We start from the raw sequence: 19,715 nt of genomic DNA on the forward strand, positions 1-19,715 counted from the left end.
TGCAGATATTCAACCTTAAAAATAATATATCTAAGACAGGGGCTTAGCTGTTTTTTTAATACTTTTTATTAATGGTGGTCAATCAGCTTGAACTCCAATAGATGCTCAATATCATAGAGCTATGCAAAGATTAAAAAAAGGGTTATAAATTGATTCAAATGTTTTTCAATCTGCAATAAAAAAGCCCCCATCTTTCGATGAGGGCTTTTTGAATTTGGAGCGGGAAAGGAGACTCGAACTCCCGACCCCAACCTTGGCAAGGTTATGCTCTACCAACTGAGCTATTCCCGCGGAGTCTATCCTGTTTTTTTACTAAAAAACTGAATCGAAAAAAATTTGGAGCGGGAAAGGAGACTCGAACTCCCGACCCCAACCTTGGCAAGGTTATGCTCTACCAACTGAGCTATTCCCGCGGAGTCTATCCAATTTTTTAAATAAAAAACCGAATGAAAAAATTTTGAGCGGGAAAGGAGACTCGAACTCCCGACCCCAACCTTGGCAAGGTTATGCTCTACCAACTGAGCTATTCCCGCATAGCCACGTATAATACATTAAGGATTTTTCAGGTCAATAACTTTATGAAAAACTGTGCATCGTTTGCATAAAATAAAAACAATTTGTTTGAAAATTGAAAGATTTTTGCAGGTCGAAGGCTTCCATTTTGATGAAATCATGCAATTCAGATGGTTTCAGCAACTTTGCGACACAAGAACTTCAACAAATACAGGCTATACTAAGACCAGTTGAACCTTTTTTTGAATTTGGGAGAGCCGTTTTGAGTTTAGAACAGCAATTAATTGAGCGTCTACAGACATTAGCGCCTACACATCTTGAAGTGGTGAATGAGTCCGCAGGTCATGGAGGTTATTTCCCAGGTAAAGAGTCGCATTTTAAAGCAGTGATCGTGAGTGAGGCATTTGCAGGTTTGCGTTTGGTGCAACGTCATCAAAAAGTCTATGCCGCAGCCGGTGATTTACTTAGTCCGGGGCAAATTCATGCCTTGGCCATTCATGCGTTTTTACCCGAAGAATGGAAAGGTCAAGACACCACTAGCCCTGAATGTGCGCATGCACCTAAGTCATCTTAAGGTGAGCCATGGAAACGCAATTAATCATTAAAATCATTCATATGTGTGGTGTGGCTTTAGGCTGTGCTGCCATTTTCATTCGTGCTTTTACGTTGTTTAAAGGGACGCAGGGCAATTTACCCAATCCGGCAGGGCGGAAGTTTTTTGTTGCTTTGCAACATGGCTCAATGACATTAATTGCCGTGACTGGAATTATCTTATTGTTTATGAAGAACTTTGATGTGCAGCCATGGTTCTATGCCAAAGTTGTGCTGTTTTTGGTGCTGCTGTCTTCTTTATCTAAAGCGTATAAAAAAGATGACAGTATTTTATTGGTTCAGCGCCATGCGGGCTTATTTATTGCAGCTATTGCACTTATTTTCATCATTACATTGGTTATAATCAAACCAGTTTTTGGATAAATGGCTTATCCACATGGCCGATTTCAAGGCTTGAGTAGAAAAACAAAGATTAGAGGGTTTTGAATGCGTACGCGTGTGGTATTTAACCAAAAAGGTGGTGTGGGGAAATCGAGTATTACGGTCAATTTAGCGGCGATAAGCGCGCACCAAGGTTTAAAAACTTTGGTGATTGACCTCGACCCTCAAGCCAATTCAAGTCAATATTTGTTGGGGGATGATGCGACGTATTCGGCAGATAAGCCTGCACTTGAACCCAATATTGAAAATTATTTTGAAGAAGTCTTGGGGACACAACAAAGTAAAGGCTTGTTGGGAAATGCCATCGGTTCGATTTTGAAAGGTCGTGCCAAAGGTTTGGAAAGCTATGTGCATGCATCACCTTATCCACGCTTAGATGTGATTCCTGCCAGTCCAAATTTAGGCGCGTTGGCACATGCCTTAGAATCTAAGCATAAAATTTACAAACTCCGCGATGCTTTGCAGCAGATGAGCGGTCAATATGATCGAGTGTTTATTGATACACCGCCGGCCTTTAACTTTTTTACCTTATCTGCGTTGATTGCGGCAGATCGCGTGCTGATTCCATTTGACTGCGATGTGTTTTCAAAACGTGCCTTACAGACCCTGATCGAAAATGTGTTGGAAACGCAGGATGATCATAATGATCATTTAGAAATTGAAGGCATTGTGGTCAATCAATTTCAGGCACAGGCGAAGTTGCCGCGCGAAGTTGTACAACAACTCAAAGATGAAGGTCTGCCTGTATTGGACAGCATGTTACCGCCTTCAGTGCTGATGAAAGAATCTCATCATAAAAATCAACCTTTAATCCATTTGGCTGCAGATCATAAATTGACGCAAGCCTATCAATCATTGTTCAATGAAATTGAGCAAAAGTAGTATCGAGAAAAGTATGAATGCACTTAAATGTGGTCTAGTTGCTTTCACTGCTGTTGTATTGGGTGCATGTGCAAGTACGCCTAAACCAAGCTATGTTTCACCTACACAGTATCAGTCTTTGAGTTGCCAACAATTGCAAAGCGAATACAACCGAATCCACGACTATATTCAAAATGGTGTAGAAACACCGAAGCGCACAGGTGTCGGTGTGGGTGTTGGCCTCGGTGGTGGCTGGGGCAGCCGTGGAGGTTGGGGCATTGGTCCGAGTATTTCGGTCAATATGGGACAATCTTCAAATACCAAACGTACCGAACTTTCACGCGTTCTAGGTGAGCAAGAAGCGATTGTACAGGCAGCAAAATTTAAGGGTTGTCCGATTATCGTTCGCGCAAATTCGGCTACCGCAGCAAAATCATAAACGGATCATGAGCAGAGGCTTAGGCCTGTGCTATGAGAAAAGTGTAATAAAATTTGTCAGTAGGTGAGGCGTCTACTGGCATTTTTTTTGAGCCAAATAAACTGCACTATTTAGAGCCAATAAAATATTTAAATATATGAAAAAATTAAATTAAATATTATTTGTGGATTTCAATACCTCCTTCTGGTCTTGAACATTCAGCGTGAGTGCATTGACTTGTACAAGGATAAAACTGACCTAGCGCGTACTTGTTTTTTTAAATTCATTTCGGCTAAGGTGTGCGCTTTGAAACATTGTCTGGGTATTTATGATTGAGAGTTGGCTTTTTGTATTGGCAATGATTGCGGTGATGATGACGCCGGGACCTAGCAATGCACTAATGGCAAGCTCTGCACATCAACAAGGCATTGCAAAGACGTGCATGCTGATTCCTGCAGAATTATTGGGCTATTTCTATGCCATTAATTTGTGGGCGTTGATTATTCATTTAAGCGCTCCAGTGTGGCCGAATTTAATTCACTTGCTACATTTTCTCAGTATTGCCTATGTTTTATGGTTGGCTTTTCATTTGTGGAAATCGACGCATTTACATCAGTACAATCAAAAACATCCTTCAATTCAACCACGTGAATTATTCATTTCCTCGTTAAAAAATCCGAAAGCCTTGCTTTTTGCTGCAGGTATTTTCCCGATAGAAACTTGGGCAAGCCCATTAAATTTTATTTTGGTTTTTGCTGTATTTAGTGTGGTTTTGCTGCCTGTTGCGTTGTTTTGGATGTCATTTGGACGGACGATTTTGGCGGGTAAGACTCAAAAAATTAAGGCCGATCTTCTATATAAAGGATCGGCCTTGATGCTGATTTTATGTATGTTCCCTGTGGTTTTGCGCTTTTTTGCTTAAAGGCGTTCACCACATCGGTTTATTTCTTTAATTTTGCTCGAATAAAACCAATCACGCCCGGTAAAACACTAATAATAATGATGCCGAAGATCAGATGGGTGAAGTTATCTTTCACGATGGGCATATTGCCAAATAAATAACCCAAAGTGATAAATGAGCCAACCCAACAAATCGCACCAATCATGTTAAAAGTCAGGAAGTACTTATAGTTCATGCTGCCTGCACCTGCGACAAAAGGCGCGAAGGTTCGTGCAAAAGGAATAAAGCGGGCAAAAATAATGGTTTTACCACCGTGTTTTTCAAAGAATTTTTGCGTATTGACCAAATGTTGACGGTTAATGAAGCGTGATTCAATTTCAAAGACACGTGGGCCAATATATTTACCAATATGGTAATTCAGCGTGTCGCCCAAGACCGCAGCGATAAACAGCAAAATCACCAAAACCCATGGATCCATGGCACCTGTTGACGCAGCGAGCGCGCCTGCTGCAAACAGAAGACTATCACCCGGTAAAAAGGGCATGACCACTAAACCGGTTTCAACAAAAATAATCAGGAACAGAATTGCATAAATCCATACGCCATAATTGGTAATGAACTCGAGTAAATGGTCATCAACATGTAGTATAAAATCAATCAGTTCCATGGGGCTTATATGCGTAAAATAGTGGTCTGATGCTATCAGTCTGGGGCAGCAAAGTCAGTATTAAAACGTAATTAATTATCAGTAAAATCGTTCTATATATGGAATGATGAATATTATAAAAGCATATTTAAAGAGAATAAGAAACGACCTAATCTAAGCACATCTTTTGAACAGTATTAAAAATAGGTTTCAGTATGTTTAATCCAAATCTAGTGGTGAAAAATCTGAGTCAACAGCCGCAAATCAATGCGGTAGTCAGTCTCGTTGCACGTATTTTGATGGCTTATATTTTTATTGTGGCAGGTTGGGGTAAAATTACCGCTTACACTGCAACCGCAGGTTATATGGAGTCAATGGGTGTACCGGCAGGGCTACTTCCGATCACATTTTAGTCGAGTTGGGTGGTGGCTTAGCTTTATTGTTTGGTTTTCAAGCGCGTTTTGCGGCACTGGGTCTAACCGTATTTAGTTTAATCACTGCATTTTTATTCCATGGTGGTGCAGAAGATGGCATTAACTTTATGAAAAATTTGGCGATGTCAGGCGGCTTATTATTTCTCATGTTACATGGTGCAGGTAAATTCAGTTTTGATCATTGGATCGAAAAATCAAAATAAAGCGGTCATGAGTCCGAGCATCCATCAAAGCGGCGTTCTGCCGCTTTTTTCATGTCTATCGCTGATTTAAAGTAAATCAATAAAGCCCTGAAATGTGTTGTAAAAAACATCGTTTGGCTTGTGGTTTTTGCCCCTGTCCGAATAGTGTGCGAAAGTCCAAGAAAAATGTTAGAATACGGCGCTTATATTTCGTTGCCTGCATAGTTGTTTGCCATGACTACCAATACCCAAATTACTGAAGACCGTATCCTGATTTTGGATTTCGGTTCTCAATATAGCCAGCTTATTGCACGTCGTGTACGTGAAGCTGGTGTTTATTCAGAAATGTACGCATTTGATATGTCTGAAGAAGACATTCGTGCATTTAACCCAAACGGGATCATTCTTTCAGGTGGTCCAGAAAGTGTTCATGAAGAAGGTAGTCCGCGCGCACCACAAGTTGTATTTGAACTTGGTGTACCTGTTTTAGGTATTTGCTATGGTCTACAAACCATGTCAGAGCAGCTTGGCGGTAAAGTTGAGCCAGGTACTGTACATGAATTCGGTTATGCAGAAGTTGATATTAAAGTCCGTGATGCTTTAATTGGTGATCTTGAAGATACCAAAGACCAATTAAAAGTATGGATGAGTCATGGCGATAAAGTGACTCAAATTCCTGAAGGTTTCCAAATCACTGCCAGCACACCAAGCTGCCCAGTGGCGATGGTTTCTGATGAAAAACGTCGTTTCTATGGTATCCAATTCCACCCAGAAGTGACACACACTGCGAAAGGTGCTGAGTTATTGTCTAACTTCGTACATGGCGTATGTGGTTGCCGTAACTTGTGGAACTCAGAAAACATCATCGATCTTCGCGTAGAACAACTTCGTGAGCAAATTGGTGATCAAAAAGTTCTCTTGGGTCTTTCAGGCGGTGTCGATTCATCTGTTGTAGCTGCACTTTTACACCGTGCGATTGGCGACCAATTGACTTGTGTATTCGTAGATAACGGTTTACTTCGTTTGAACGAAGGCGAGCAAGTGATGGACATGTTTGCGAAAAACATGGGTATTCGCGTGATTCGTGCCGACGCTGAAAATCGCTTCTTAACAGCGCTTGCTGGTGAAGTTGATCCAGAGAAAAAACGTAAAATCATCGGTCGTGAATTCATTGAAGTGTTTGCTGAAGAAGCACGTAAGCTTGACGGTGTGAACTTCCTTGCTCAAGGTACCATTTACCCAGACGTAATTGAATCTGCAGCAAGCAAACAAGGTAAAGCACACGTGATTAAATCACACCACAACGTGGGTGGTTTACCTGAAGATTTAGCATTCGAATTGGTTGAGCCAATCCGTGATTTATTCAAAGACGAAGTACGCCGTTTAGGTACAACTTTAGGTCTTCCATTTGAAATGCTTTACCGTCATCCATTCCCAGGCCCAGGTCTAGGTGTACGTATTCTTGGTGAAGTGAAAAAAGAATATGCAGATATCCTTCGTCTAGCAGATGACATCTTCATGCAAGAACTTCGCGCAAGCGGCTGGTATGACAAAACTGCGCAAGCATTTGCTGTATTCCAACCCGTGAAATCGGTTGGTGTGGTGGGTGATGGCCGCCGTTATGCATGGGTGATCGCGCTTCGTGCTGTAGAAACTGTGGACTTTATGACTGCACGTTTTGCACATCTTCCATACGACTTAGTAGACAAGATTTCTACACGTATCATGAACGAGATTGCTGAAGTTTCTCGTGTTGTTTATGACGTATCGTCTAAACCACCTGCTACGATTGAGTGGGAGTAATTTAGGGATTTCAAGAAACAACGTTTCTTGCCTAAATTACGGCAAAGGCTATGCCTGCGCCAGACTGGGGTTTCATGAAGCACTGCTTCGTGCCAGTTTTACGCCATGAACAAGATTTAAAGCACTGCTTTAAATTTTGTGCAAGATGCCTGTGGCAGTATCTCATTTAAGATATATCCAATAAAAAAAGGACGCTTCAGCGTCCTTTTTTTTGTTTATAATTATGAAAAATACTATTTTAAAAAGAGCAAGTTAAATGTCATTGCCTACATACGATCAGTTGATGCTTCCATTAATGAAACTTTTAGCAGAACAAAAAGAGGCAATAAAATTAAGTTCTGCCACAAAAATTTTAGCTGAAAGATCTGGGTTATCTGAAGCTGATTTAAATTTAAGGCTATCTAGTGGTACAAAAACAGTATTTTATGATCGTGTTGGCTGGGCGAAAACATATTTGGTTAAAGCAGGTTTGATACAACAACCATCACGTGGTCTTTGCGAATTAAGTACGTTAGGTTGGTCTATTGAGTTGTCCAGCTTATCCAATATAACTAATCAGTATTTGATGCAGTTTGAAGGGTTTTCTGATTATAAAATTGGTTCTAACCATAATAAAAATATTCAAAATCTAGTTCTAATAGAAGAGCATGCTACATCTATTCAAACAGAATATTTGACGCCTGCAGAAATAATCGAACAATCATCAAAGGAGCTTAATCAAACAATTAAAGATGAGCTATTAAATAAAATTAAAAGTAATTCACCCAAATTCTTTGAGCAATTAGTTGTCGATTTGTTGGTAATAATGGGTTATGGCGGTTCACATCAAGACGCAGCCCAAGCAATAGGTAAAACCAGTGATGGTGGCATTGACGGTATTATCAGTGAAGATCGTTTAGGTTTAGATAAAATATATATTCAAGCTAAACGTTGGGAAAATACGGTGGGGCGCCCTGACATTCAACAGTTTAAGGGAGCTTTGGCTGATCAAGTGGCGAAAAAGGGCGTATTTATTACTACTTCTTGTTTTAGTAAAGAAGCAATTGAGTCAGCAAAGAAATCAGGCATTGTTTTAATTGATGGTGACAAGCTTACATCTCTCATGATTGAATTTGGCTTGGGTATTCAAATTGAAAGAAGTTTCCATATTTATAAAATAGATCAAGACCGTTTTGATGAAGATAGTTTTTAAATAAACTTAAAGGACGCTTCAGCGTCCTTTTTTTATATCTCAACATTCTATTTATAAACAATTGACCAACTACGATCGCTCTCATTATTCGGTTCAGCTTTGGACTTCGCTTTATGGGTAAAGCTTTGCCAAGACTTCGTCGATTTACGTTCGGGCTTCATGCTTGGGTCATAGCGTTCGACACGGTTACGGCCATTTTCTTTTGCCTGATACAGCGCAATATCCGCTTGCTTAATCAGTTCAGTTAAATTTTGTTTATGTGATTTAAGCTGTGAAACACCAATGGAAACGGTAAATTGGATCGGGTGATTTGCGACATTCAGCAAAGATTGATTTTGAAGCGTTAAACGAATACGTTCCGCGATCAACATTGCATCCTGTATTTGCGTTTCAGACAGCAGCACAATAAATTCTTCGCCACCAAAGCGAGCCAAAACATCTTTTTGGCGCATTTCTTTGCGGGTGGTTTCAGCGATACATTGCAGCACCTGATCACCAACATCATGCCCGTAATTATCATTAATATGTTTAAAATGATCGACATCAAACATCAGTAAGCAGGTGCTTGCGGGTGTTGGCCATTCATGGATGCGATGTTCAGCCAGTTGAACAAACTGACGACGGTTATATAACTGGGTGAGCTCATCTGTATGCGCTAGATTTTTCAGCGTATGCATATTCCAATCGTCAAGCAGGGTGCGTAAAAAATGACGTCGTGCATTGAGCGTATTGTTCCAGCTCATATGCAGGCTGATCATCCAAACGGGAATAGACACGACCACAAAAATCAGCGCTTCTTGCCATGATAAAAGCTGACTCACCGCAAAATATACCAATAGCGAAATGAGACCCGAACAATACAAGGCAGGCTTAAATTGTGTTTGTACGCAGACATTGGCAATTAAAATAAAGATCGCCGCACCATAGATATAGGACGAGACCATTGGGCTATTTGAAGCCAGTAATAAGCCAATCCAAATCGCGGTGCTACAGACCGTACCAATCGGTAAGATCATGTCGAGCACACGAATATCTTTTTTGTATTTAAACAGATAGAAGCTGACCAATAGGGCAGCAATAATCATGGCCACTCGAGAAAGACCTGACCAAAAGAACATGTCAGGGATAATAAAAATGTCAGCAAAAAAATAAAGAAGAAACGTAATCTGCGCCATGTAGTTTACTTGACGCAAATAAGGTAACTGATGGGCATACTGATGTTGTAGAAAATAATTTCTAAACTGCGTAGGAATACGTGCAAAAGGATCTGCAATGGCTTGTTCAATCTCGGCACGATTGGCAAGATCACACTCAGAAAGTTTCAAAGTATGAGTATGATTTTTACGAACTTCCTGAGCAGACGAATTAGTCCGAGAACTCATTCGTACATCAACAGACATGTCCCTTCTCCATAAAATGGCTTAGGATAAATTATGAACAAAAAACACACAAAAATATCTACCTGAAACTTGGGATTTTTCGAATGAATGATAAAAAATTGTCTGATGAATGTTACAAAATATATTATTAACTTGCTGTTTTATAAGTTGAAATTTGATTGCGTCCTGCAGATTTTGCTTGGTAAAGTGCCTGATCGGCCATGCGAATTACACTTTGTAAATCTCGGTTTTTTTGACCAAATTCGGTAACACCAATTGAAACGGTAAATTTAAGTTTTTGTAGTGTATCAAGTTCTAAATAATCATCGGCTATTGCCCGTCGCAGACGTTCGGCAATGTCTTGAGCCTGACGCAGGTGTGTCTGCGGTAAAAGAATTATAAACTCTTCACCGCCGAAGCGGGCAATGATGTCTTGGCTACGTAAAGTATGTCGGCATGTTTCGGCAATATGTTGTAAAACATGATCACCAATATAGTGCCCAAACTGATCATTAATATTTTTAAATTTGTCGACATCAAAAATCAGTAATGAAAGTGGCTGTAACGGTTTGGACTGATGATGAATATGATAATTGGCAAGTTGAATAAATTGACGGCGATTGTTTAAGCCGGTCAGCACGTCGGTATGCGCCATAATATTGAGCGCTTCACGGTTCAACTGATCGAGTTTACTGTGTAAAAATACAATTCTGGATTTTTGCGTTGAATTCCAACTGATATACAAACTAAATAACAACACGGGCGAATAGATCAATATAAACAGTTGCAGTTGATGGATATTGCCAGAAATGGCGAAATACACCCCAATCAGTAAAATAAGACTGATACATAGAGAAATGAGCACAGCAGCCTTAAAGCGGATTTGCACACATAAATTGGCTAACACAATAAAAACCAAAGATGCATATAAATAGATCGGCACATCGGGGCTATTGGATAAATTGAGTAGGCTAAACCACAGCGCAGAAGCACCAACGATCGATAGGGGAAGCATCAAGTCAAAGAGTAAAATGCTCTTACTATATGTATAAATGCCCCATGTGATGCCCATCATCAGTAAGGTATAGGCTGTTTTTAAGCTTATCGCGAGCAAACCCACATCGGGCAACATAAACCAATCCGCTATGGCATAAGAGAGATAGGCCAATTGTGCAACGATGTTGACTTGGAAAAAGAATTTAAAAAGTTGACGACGATGGTAGTGGAAAAATTCTTGACGAAATTGAGCAGGAACACGAACAAAGGTTCCTTTCAAGGCTTTTTGGATCAGTGCACGTGATTCTTTCTTATACTCATTAATCATGCAAGATTACCGACGGGTGAGCATGGTTTGTATGTAAGTTTATGTAACTTAAATAATCTATATCATTTTTATTTAAAATTAAACACGTTATTTCAATGATTTGTGAATTATTTGGTATTGTTTGGTCAAAAGTGAGTGTTAATTTGTGTTACTTAAATTCACATTTCACGTGATTTGAGTAAGTAATTTAGCATTGGGTATTGTCTAAATAAGCATCAATAACTGTTATGCTGTATGTCATATTAGGCAACAAAAAAACGATTGTCCTATCTCTGTGATTCAGCGTATTAATGACAGCTGAAGAAGATTGAGTTAATGCAGATATAATGGAAAAAATGCATAGCTCTAGCCGATAGTCCTTGCATCGGCTTAGCCAAATTTAGGGTAAGAATATGACCAATACTAATTACACAGAAATATCTCATTCCGACGATTGTGAAAAATACGTCAATCAGTTCATTCAAGAATTTCCACTGCGCCGTGCTGAAATTGGTCAAGGCACAGTGATAAAACGTGCTTTACCGAGTCGGCATAAACGGATGATTGGTGCATGGTGTTTCCTTGACCATGCCGGTCCAGTGCATTTCCCTCAAGGTGATGGCTTAGATGTCGGTCCACATCCACATATTGGTTTGCAAACCTTTACCTGGATGATTGATGGTACCATGATGCATACCGACAGTTTGGGCACACATCAGTTAATTCAGCCCAAACAAGTCAATCTCATGACAGCGGGTTATGGTATTTCGCATACTGAGGTTGCTCCAGAGTCTGAAACACAAATGCATGCTGCGCAGCTTTGGATTGCATTGCCAGATGACAAAATCAATATGGCGCCCCAATTTGACCATTACCCAGAATTGCCTGTGGTGACGCAAGACGGGATTGAATTGACGGTATTGGTGGGTGAATTTTTACAGACTAAATCGCCGGTAAAAGTGCATAGTGAATTATTGGGTGTCGATCTGCGTAGTTCGGAAAGTCAAAGTACCGTCCTGCCGCTCAATCCAAAATTTGAATATGGCTTTATGGCCCTCGAAGGGACTGCCAGTATCAATGGTCACGAGCTCAATGAAGACAATATGGTGGTACTTGAGCCGGGCTTAACCCAAGTCAAAATTGACCTACATGCAGGTGGCCGTGTTTTATTATTAGGAGGTGAACCTTTTGAATCACCGATTTTGCTGTGGTGGAATTTTGTGGGGCGCACACAAGAAGAATTGAATATTGCCCGTGAGCAGTGGATTAATCAGGACGAACGCTTTGGCTCTATTCCAGACTATGATGGTCCACGACTAGAAGCACCGGCTTTCCCTGATAAAATGCGTCCATCACGTTAACTTAAAAATAAAAATGAACAGCCGTACCTGTGGTGAAAATGGTGCGGCATAACCATGAGGGAGTCATTATGGGTATCGTCGCAACGGCAACAGTAAACACCTTACAAGCACCGTGGTCAGGTGAAATTCAGATTGGAAAACATCAACTTATTACCGATAAGCCCGAATCATTTGGCGGTGGGGATTTAGGTTTAGCACCGTATGATTTACTGTGCGCCTCTTTAATTTCATGCACCATGATTACCTTGCGCATGTATGCAGCACATAAACAAATCCAATTGGGGGAGTTTAGTGTCGAGGCAGACTTTTGTGCGAACCGTGAAGGTGCTGAATGGGTTGAGCGACGCCTGCATTTTCAAACATCCTTGGATGCAGAATTAGAGCAAAAGATCTTGTCCATTTGTGAAAAAACTCCAGTGACAAAAAACTTTATTGCGCAGTGTAGACATTAAAACCACTCTAGTTTAATTTAAAAGCAGGTCGCTGCTGTACTGTGCAAAATTTAGTTTTGATATAGCCCTAAGCAGTGATCTGACACTTTTTATGATTTAAGTACTTCAAAATAATAATGGCTTGCCAGAAATAAGAAAATTTTAGACTTCATATAGGAGATGAACCCATGCGGGTGCTACATCATCTAGAAAAATCTCGTTCATTTCGTATTTTATGGGCAATGCAGGAATTAGGACTGGATTATCAGGTTCAGTTTTATCTGCGCCAGCCAAATTTGTCTGCTCCCCCTGAGCTTAAAGCCATCCATCCTTTAGGGAAGTCGCCCATATTGCAGGATGATGGACTGGTCTTGGTAGAATCTGCAGCGATCTTGGAGTATTTACAAGAGAAGTATGATCGGCATGATTTTTTTGCAGCCAAGGCGGAACATTCAAAACAACAATATCGCTTTTGGATGCATTATGCCGAAGGTTCTCTAATGCCGTTGTTGGTGATGCAGTTGGTCATGAGCAATGTGCCACGCCATGTACCTTGGGTCATCAAACCCGTCGCTAATCGCATTTGTGATGGGGTCAAAAAAGGTTTTGTACGACCTCGCTTAAAAGAAAATATCGAGTTTTTAGAAAACCATTTAGCGGAAAATGAATATTTTGTGGGACCGTTTAGCTTTGCGGATATTCAGATGACATTTCCATTAGAAGCCGTCATGACCAGAACTCAAGGGCGATATCCACAAATTCAGGCTTTCTTACAACGGATGCAACAGCGTCCTGCATATCGCCGTGCCAAACAACAAGAACAACAGTTGGAAGCACAGCAAGACCGGCAGGATGATTCTGCTTAGCTCACATGATACAAGCGTTCTTTAGGGAAGACGACTTTAAACAGCGAACCACGGTTTTCTTTGGACTCAATTTCAAGGTGTGCCTGATGTTGCATCAAAACGTGTTTCACGATGGCAAGACCTAAACCTGTTCCTCCCGTTTGGCGACTACGTGCGCTGTCCACACGGTAAAACCGTTCCGTTAAACGGGGTAAGTGTTTCGGGTCAATCCCGATACCCGTATCTTCAACGGTAAAATAACCATGCGTACCATCATCATGCCAACCAATGGTCACAGTACCGCCTTTCGGGGTGTATTTAATTGCATTGGTGATGAGGTTACTAAAGGCACTCGCCAATTCCATATCTGATCCGATCAGGTCACAGTGACTATCAATTTCAAGATTCAGTGTATGTCCATAATCCACATTGTAAGCATGTGCATCGTCATACAGTTGGTTCATTAAACTTGGCATTTCAATGATTTGATTTTTAGCGACTTTTTTATCATTTTCCAGACGAGATAATAATAACAAGTCATTGACCAAAGCATTCATACGGCGGGTTTGAGATTGCATTTGATCGAATGCACGTTTCCAGCGTGGATTTAAATCTTCCTGATCGGTAAAGGTTTCGATATAACCACTTAAAACTGTGAGCGGTGTGCGTAACTCATGTGAAATATTATCGACAAAGTCTTTACGCATCTGCTCAAGGTTATGCATGCGTGTGACGTCATAGGCCACCAGTAAACGACTTTCGCGACCAAAACGGGTCAATTTCACTTGCACATAATGGTCTTCAAGCACCGATGATTTCATTTTCAAACCATCGGGGGCTAAATCGATATTGGTAAAGTATTCGATAAAACTGGGCTGTCTTAAAATACTTAAAATATTGCGCCCTTGATCGAGCTGTTGAATCCCCAAAAGCTTTTCTGCAGCAGGGTTCCACCATTCGATTTGGTGTAATTCATCAATCAATACCACAGCTTCAGCAAGTGCCACTAAGGAAGATTGGGCGCGGTCAATCAGGCCGACCATTTCAGCTTGTACAATGCGTTCTTGGCGCTGCGCACGGTAAACATTAAAGAGCAAAGCCCCCCAAATGCCATCTAAATTCGGCGGGACATCATAGGGACGGTTTGAAATCCATTCGTTGACCAAGTACAGCGAACGCATTTGCAATGCAAAGAACACTGCAAAGGCAATTAAGATGCAGATCCATAAGTACCCGATACCAAAGCCGATGAGTGCAGCAATGAGCAGGAAAAATGCCAAAAGTCTTAAATCCTGCTTGGCAAAAGTCCATAAACTGCTGTAACGGAATTTTTTATGTTCACTGGCAAGTTCAGGGACGGGATACGGTTCGTACATAGAAAATTAAAGACCTAAAATGACTAACCCATCACAGCGTCTGCACGGGTAGAGAAACGGTAACCTGTACCACGAACAGTTTGCACATAACGATCGGCTTGGAAAGGTTCAAGAACTTTACGCAAACGACGAATATGAACGTCAATGGTACGGTCCTCAATATACACGTTTCCACCCCAAACCTGATCTAATAATTGAGCACGAGTGTAGGCACGTTCAGGATGAGTCATGAAAAAGGCCAGTAGACGATATTCAGTCGGTCCCATATCTAAAATGGTGTTGCCAAAGCTGACACGTTGGCTGACTGGATCGAGGATTAAGCCATTGGCATCAATGGTTTTTTCTCCACCCAATGCATTTGAGCGACGCAGCACCGCTTTGATGCGTGACACCAATTCACGGGTGGAAAAAGGTTTGGTCATGTAGTCATCTGCACCCGCGTCTAGACCTTGGACTTTATGGTCTTCTTCACCGCGTGCAGTGAGCATGATGACTGGAATTTCTGACAAATTTTCATCGCGTTTTAAACGACGACAAAGGTCTACACCACTCACGCCACCAGGCATCATCCAATCCAATAAAACCAGTGCAGGACGCTGATCTACAATCATTTGGTGCGCTTGTTTGGCATCTTCAGCTTGCTGACATTGAAAACCAGCCATATCCAGTGAAGTATGGATCATTTCCCGAATCGGGAGTTCGTCGTCGACGATTAAAATATAGTCATCTTTCACAGCGCAATACCCTATTTTATGTAAACGGTAGACCGTTTTATATTTATGACAGGCTTATTACAAAGATTAATTATGACAGTATCATTGCAAAAATGATCTTTCATTGGGGTTTAGAAAGAAATTGTGACAATTTAAATCCTGAAATATTCAACAACATGGGCTGTGCATCATGCTGTTGTCACAAAAAATCATTCAAAAAATTGTAAAGATCAGTGTTGAGCTCAGAATTTATTTCCTGGGTTTTTCAGAAAAAGCATCCAACAAGGCCAAAAAGACCACGCTACATGACGATAAAACTTCGTCCATCGGTTGTTTATAATCACTCATGACCCAGCGAATCGCGATTTGGGTGACATAACCATTGAGACCTGTTGCGACCATTGAAATTTCGCGTTCTGAACGATCAATATTCGGCATCATGAGCATGACAAAGGCATGAATCATACGGTCAAAGCGCATCATGGTTTCATGAATTGTGGCTTGGTTATGTAGCTCTTGTACCAACATGGCATCGATGTAAATGATGCGCGCCATACGGGGATTATTTTTTAAAGTTAACAATAGGGCGGTTAAACCCGCTTCAATCATTTTTTTAGAATCGGTAGATGCTTGCATGATGGCTTGCATCACATTTTGTTGCAGTTCATCGATTAATTTTAAAAAGATGGTCTGGAACAGTTGCTCACTTTTCTTAAATGATTCATAAAAATAGCGTTCGGTCAGCTTGGCTTCCAAACAAATATCTTTCACAGTCACTGAAAAAAAGCCATGTGTTCCATAGGCTTCTATACCGGCTTCAATCAGTTTTTCACGTCGCGCTTGCTTACGTTCACTGAGAGAAAGCCCTTTAAATTGACGTTCCTTCACATTTTTTGCCTGTTGTTGTTCTGTGTGATTTGTTGCATCTGTCATGAAAATATACGCTGAACTAAAGCAGAATTTTGTCTTATTTTAGCAATAATTTCAGTTTAAACCTATGTTTAAGCATTGGCGATTTCAACAGCTTAGCACGTCCTAAGATGACATTGACAATATGTATTGTCAAAACTATATTAAGTTGACGAACTGCACACATTGGCAAATGAGATCACGCTGTGATAAAGCCAAGCGGCAGCATAAAGGAATAAGGAATCACAATGAAAAACTTCAAAAATAAAGTGGCTGCCATTACAGGTGCAGGTTCAGGTATTGGTCAGCAATTGGCTGTGCTTTTGGCTAAACAAGGCTGCCATCTGTCTTTAAGTGATGTGAATGAACAGGGTCTAGCGGCAACCGTAGACTTAGTGAAAGCCAGCAATGTACGTGTAACCACGCAAAAACTCGATGTGTCAGACCTTGCGGCAATGAAAGCATGGGCAGCACAGACCGTTAAAGATCATGGTTCGGTGAATATGATTTTTAACAATGCGGGTGTGGCATTGGGCACGACCGTTGAAGGGGCAAGCTACGAAGAGCTGGAGTGGATTGTTAATATTAACTTCTGGGGTGTGGTTTATGGCACCAAGGAGTTTTTACCGTATATTAAGCAAAGTGGTGAAGGTCATATCATCAATATTTCCAGCTTGTTTGGCTTAACGGCACAGCCAACACAGTCGGCATATAATGCCACTAAATTTGCAGTACGTGGCTTTACCGAATCTTTACGCCAAGAATTGGATATTGAAAACTGTGGCGTGAGTGCGCTATGTGTACATCCGGGCGGGATTCGTACCAATATTGCCAATGCCGCAAAAATGAATGATAGCCTGAAAAGTTTAGGCATGAACCCGCAAAAATCGGCACAGTCCTTTAATAAATTCTTGCGCTGTCCACCTGAAGAAGCGGCTCGTCAAATCATTGAAGCAGTACAAAAAGATAAGCGTCGTTTATTGATTGGTAATGATGCAAAAGCGATTGATTTAATTCAACGTTTGCTACCGACGGGTTATCAAAAATTAACTGCCATGGCGACTAAATTTGGTCAATAAGCGGTAATTAAAATCAATTGAAAAGAACCCACGTCAGTGGGTTTTTTTATGCTCTAGTAATATCAGAAGCGCAATTTGATCCAAATAAAAGAACGATACGCGGTAGTGTCATCCGCAATTGTTTGAGACAAGACGATTTTTAATCAAAAATATTTTTACGATCCTTTGAATCATTTGATGGTATTGAACGAGTTTTGTCGGTGAGGTGTATTGCACCGCAAGATGGTTTCCTTGCGAAGCACGCTTCTCATTTTGTCGAATGAGAAACAACGTTTCGTAAGAGTACCTCCAGCCGAAGACTAATCCCGTTATTCAATCCCTAGATGTAAGACTCCATCGAATAGATTTAAAAATCATTTTAAAAATCCGAAATTACTTTTACAGGCGTAACATCAGTTATTAAAAGCCCAAAGCGTATTTCTTATTTCATAAAATGAGATATAAAAATGGAAATAACTGATGATTTGAAATAAGCAACTGTTGAATAATCAACAGTTTTTTGGCGTTAAAACCAACAGAATTTATCAGATTTAAATAATAAAACTTTAAAAAATAAATACTTAAAATGTTGGCACAGTTGTTGCCATATTAGAGTGAACAAAACTCACCACTGTATGGAACATTTATGAGTACTTTTACGCATCGATATCTTTCTGCTTTTCGTGTCCTACAACAGGCATGTTGTTGTGCTATGACACTCGCGATGATGCGCGCTTAAATTCTAAAAGCTGTCTTCGAGTTTCGGTCGTGCATAAGTTGAATAAAACCTACGACCACTCAGATTAATTTTTAAAAAACCCACGCAGTACATTCACTTCATGCACCTTGCATGGGGGTTGGGGGATTTTGCGCTTTGGGAAAAATGTTAGTGAAACCAAATCATGAAAAAAACCACATTAACCGTTGCGGTCGGACTGATTTTATCCGCAACCAGTCAGCTGAGTTTTGCTTCGGATGAAGCACTTCAGCAAGAACTGAGCAGCTTAAAACAACAAATTGAGAGTTTGCAAAAACGCTTAAATGCAGTGGAATCTGGTACGACGAAAAGCCAAGTCGTCGAAACGGCCACTGTGACGACAGAAGATACGAGCAACGCCGCTGATGTTGAAGGTGAAACGCAGGTTTCAGAAGTGACCGCAGCAACATCCGAAGATATCGACGGCTTACGTGCAGATATTGAAAACTATAAGTACGATCATTCACGTCAATATGAACGTCAAACCACCAAATCGACTCGTGATACAACCCTGTATGGCACAGTTCAACTACGTGCCAGTGCGCTCGATGAAACGGGTGTGTTGGGTTCAACCAAATCGACATTTGATATTGGGACTGCGCTGATCGGTGTACGCGGGAATTTATTCCGTGATTATAACGAAGGCAAAAACCTCGACTATCAATTGTCCTTTGGTTATGGCAAACGCAATGATGGCACCAATAACAGTAACTTTAACTTACTAGATGCCTTTGTTCGCTATAACGCTTTTGCCACCAATGCGGGCCCTGAAACTGCCAAACTCAACTTTACGCTCGGTCAGCAGTTATTGCCCTTTGGTCTAGATGTGCAGTCTCCTGAAGATTTGCGTCCGACCATTAATACCGCTGCAGCTTCGACCTTTCTAGGACTGTTTAACCGTCAAAATGGATTTATCGTCCGTGGAGATGCCAAACCTTTTGTCGACTTTGCATCGAACTACCGTGCGCCGCTATTTGAGTATGCCTTAGGGTTGACCAATGGGAACGCCAGTAATAAGGCAGATGACAACAACGGCAAAGATTATATCGGTCGTGTGGCTTTTACCTTGCCAGTGGACTACGCCAGCATTTTCCGTGAGTTGAAGTTTGGTGCCTCTTATATCAAAGGCGAATCGAAAATTTCAGCCGGCGGAATCACTGATAATGCTGCGAAACGTGATCGTTTGGGTTTCGATATTTATTATAACCACGCCCCATTTGGTGTGACCTATGAATATCTGCAAGGCAAGACCGATTATGTCGACACCGTAGCCCAAGACATCAAAGAAGCCAAAGCGGAAGGGCATACTTTTACCGCTTTTTACACCTTGGGCGATCAGTTCTACAACAGTATTAAATCCAACGCCAAATTTGATGATTTCTGGCCAAAGTCAGTCCAAGGCTATTACCGTTTTGACCGCTATAACCCGAATAAAAACAACGCAAGCTATCTCGATACCGCGAGCGGTCGTATTGGTGAATATGACATTCACTCTTTGGGTTTAAACCTATTTTTTGCGCAAACCACAAAATTCCAATTACAGCTGAATCACTATCTGTTTGATGTCGAAACGGCAAATCAAAAAGACACCAATGAGCTGCAAGCTCAGGTTCAGTACACCTTTTAATTCAAATATTTAA

17 protein-coding genes, 3 tRNA genes and 2 pseudogenes are annotated in these 19,715 nt (G+C 40.9%); 13 read left to right on the forward strand and 9 right to left on the reverse strand.

Annotated features, from left to right (window positions below; genetic code table 11):
• Window positions 1-215: 215 nt before the first annotated feature.
• The 3 genes from FTT76_RS10715 to FTT76_RS10725 form a co-directional block, all read right to left on the reverse strand.
• Window positions 216-291, reverse strand: a tRNA-Gly gene (locus FTT76_RS10715).
• 46 nt (window positions 292-337) lie between these two features.
• Window positions 338-413, reverse strand: a tRNA-Gly gene (locus FTT76_RS10720).
• A gap of 47 nt (window positions 414-460) precedes the next feature.
• Window positions 461-533: transfer RNA gene (locus FTT76_RS10725), tRNA-Gly, on the reverse strand.
• 242 nt (window positions 534-775) lie between these two features.
• Here FTT76_RS10725 and FTT76_RS10730 point away from each other — a divergent pair.
• From FTT76_RS10730 to FTT76_RS10750, 5 genes are all read left to right on the forward strand, one after another.
• Window positions 776-1,087 (forward strand): BolA family transcriptional regulator, encoded by a 312-nt coding sequence (locus FTT76_RS10730; RefSeq protein ID WP_078191519.1) that lies wholly within the window; start codon window positions 776-778, stop codon window positions 1,085-1,087.
• Window positions 1,088-1,095: 8 nt separating this feature from the next.
• The gene (locus FTT76_RS10735) at window positions 1,096-1,488 is read left to right on the forward strand and encodes a SirB2 family protein (protein WP_180007976.1); all 393 of its coding nucleotides are present in this window, start codon (window positions 1,096-1,098) and stop codon (window positions 1,486-1,488) included.
• A 63-nt stretch (window positions 1,489-1,551) separates the two neighbouring features.
• Window positions 1,552-2,388: a ParA family protein gene (locus tag FTT76_RS10740; protein ID WP_180003554.1), complete on the forward strand. Its 837-nt coding sequence runs from the start codon at window positions 1,552-1,554 to the stop codon at window positions 2,386-2,388.
• A gap of 13 nt (window positions 2,389-2,401) precedes the next feature.
• Window positions 2,402-2,806, forward strand: coding sequence for a hypothetical protein (locus FTT76_RS10745; RefSeq protein WP_078191516.1), 405 nt, complete (start codon window positions 2,402-2,404; stop codon window positions 2,804-2,806).
• A gap of 307 nt (window positions 2,807-3,113) precedes the next feature.
• Window positions 3,114-3,707 (forward strand): LysE family translocator, encoded by a 594-nt coding sequence (locus FTT76_RS10750; protein WP_168378830.1) that lies wholly within the window; start codon window positions 3,114-3,116, stop codon window positions 3,705-3,707.
• Between the two features lie 19 nt (window positions 3,708-3,726).
• On the opposite strand, the gene FTT76_RS10755 is transcribed toward FTT76_RS10750, so the two are convergent.
• The gene (locus FTT76_RS10755; protein WP_078191514.1) at window positions 3,727-4,353 is read right to left on the reverse strand and encodes a DedA family protein; all 627 of its coding nucleotides are present in this window, start codon (window positions 4,351-4,353) and stop codon (window positions 3,727-3,729) included.
• Between the two features lie 194 nt (window positions 4,354-4,547).
• Here FTT76_RS10755 and FTT76_RS10760 point away from each other — a divergent pair.
• The 3 genes and pseudogenes from FTT76_RS10760 (at window position 4,548) to FTT76_RS10770 (ending at window position 7,943) form a co-directional block, all read left to right on the forward strand.
• A pseudogene (locus tag FTT76_RS10760) lies at window positions 4,548-4,969 on the forward strand (DoxX family protein).
• Between the two features lie 213 nt (window positions 4,970-5,182).
• Window positions 5,183-6,751, forward strand: coding sequence for a glutamine-hydrolyzing GMP synthase (gene guaA, locus FTT76_RS10765; protein ID WP_078194056.1), 1,569 nt, complete (start codon window positions 5,183-5,185; stop codon window positions 6,749-6,751).
• A gap of 256 nt (window positions 6,752-7,007) precedes the next feature.
• Window positions 7,008-7,943 carry a restriction endonuclease gene (locus tag FTT76_RS10770; protein ID WP_180007975.1) on the forward strand — a complete coding sequence of 312 codons (936 nt, stop codon included), beginning with the start codon at window positions 7,008-7,010 and terminating at the stop codon, window positions 7,941-7,943.
• Window positions 7,944-7,990: 47 nt separating this feature from the next.
• Here FTT76_RS10770 and FTT76_RS10775 read toward each other — a convergent pair whose 3' ends face one another.
• Window positions 7,991-9,325 (reverse strand): GGDEF domain-containing protein, encoded by a 1,335-nt coding sequence (locus FTT76_RS10775; protein ID WP_180008035.1) that lies wholly within the window; start codon window positions 9,323-9,325, stop codon window positions 7,991-7,993.
• 145 nt (window positions 9,326-9,470) lie between these two features.
• Window positions 9,471-10,646 carry a GGDEF domain-containing protein gene (locus FTT76_RS10780; RefSeq protein ID WP_180190512.1) on the reverse strand — a complete coding sequence of 392 codons (1,176 nt, stop codon included), beginning with the start codon at window positions 10,644-10,646 and terminating at the stop codon, window positions 9,471-9,473.
• A 392-nt stretch (window positions 10,647-11,038) separates the two neighbouring features.
• Here FTT76_RS10780 and FTT76_RS10785 point away from each other — a divergent pair, with 392 nt between their 5' ends.
• From FTT76_RS10785 to FTT76_RS10795, 3 genes and pseudogenes are all read left to right on the forward strand, one after another.
• Window positions 11,039-11,986: a pirin family protein gene (locus tag FTT76_RS10785; protein ID WP_078194052.1), complete on the forward strand. Its 948-nt coding sequence runs from the start codon at window positions 11,039-11,041 to the stop codon at window positions 11,984-11,986.
• Between the two features lie 68 nt (window positions 11,987-12,054).
• Window positions 12,055-12,454 (forward strand): annotated as a pseudogene (locus FTT76_RS10790) (OsmC family protein).
• Between the two features lie 151 nt (window positions 12,455-12,605).
• Window positions 12,606-13,283 carry a glutathione S-transferase family protein gene (locus FTT76_RS10795; RefSeq protein ID WP_180007973.1) on the forward strand — a complete coding sequence of 226 codons (678 nt, stop codon included), beginning with the start codon at window positions 12,606-12,608 and terminating at the stop codon, window positions 13,281-13,283.
• Here FTT76_RS10795 and phoR read toward each other — a convergent pair.
• From phoR to FTT76_RS10810, 3 genes are all read right to left on the reverse strand, one after another.
• Complete coding sequence (gene phoR / locus FTT76_RS10800; protein WP_078191505.1) at window positions 13,280-14,638, reverse strand: phosphate regulon sensor histidine kinase PhoR; 1,359 nt, start codon at window positions 14,636-14,638, stop codon at window positions 13,280-13,282. The genes FTT76_RS10795 and phoR overlap by 4 nt on opposite strands.
• 23 nt (window positions 14,639-14,661) lie before the next feature.
• The gene (gene phoB, locus FTT76_RS10805) at window positions 14,662-15,372 is read right to left on the reverse strand and encodes a phosphate regulon transcriptional regulator PhoB (protein WP_078191504.1); all 711 of its coding nucleotides are present in this window, start codon (window positions 15,370-15,372) and stop codon (window positions 14,662-14,664) included.
• Window positions 15,373-15,600: 228 nt separating this feature from the next.
• The gene (locus FTT76_RS10810; protein WP_180007972.1) at window positions 15,601-16,284 is read right to left on the reverse strand and encodes a TetR/AcrR family transcriptional regulator; all 684 of its coding nucleotides are present in this window, start codon (window positions 16,282-16,284) and stop codon (window positions 15,601-15,603) included.
• Between the two features lie 224 nt (window positions 16,285-16,508).
• Between FTT76_RS10810 and FTT76_RS10815 the strand changes: the two genes are divergently transcribed.
• Window positions 16,509-17,339 carry an SDR family oxidoreductase gene (locus FTT76_RS10815; protein ID WP_180007971.1) on the forward strand — a complete coding sequence of 277 codons (831 nt, stop codon included), beginning with the start codon at window positions 16,509-16,511 and terminating at the stop codon, window positions 17,337-17,339.
• An 881-nt stretch (window positions 17,340-18,220) separates the two neighbouring features.
• Window positions 18,221-19,702, forward strand: coding sequence for a carbohydrate porin (locus tag FTT76_RS10820; RefSeq protein WP_180007970.1), 1,482 nt, complete (start codon window positions 18,221-18,223; stop codon window positions 19,700-19,702).
• Window positions 19,703-19,715: the final 13 nt, after the last annotated feature.

The organism is Acinetobacter sp. YH01009 (assembly GCF_013420765.1).
Lineage (GTDB): Bacteria > Pseudomonadota > Gammaproteobacteria > Pseudomonadales > Moraxellaceae > Acinetobacter > Acinetobacter amyesii.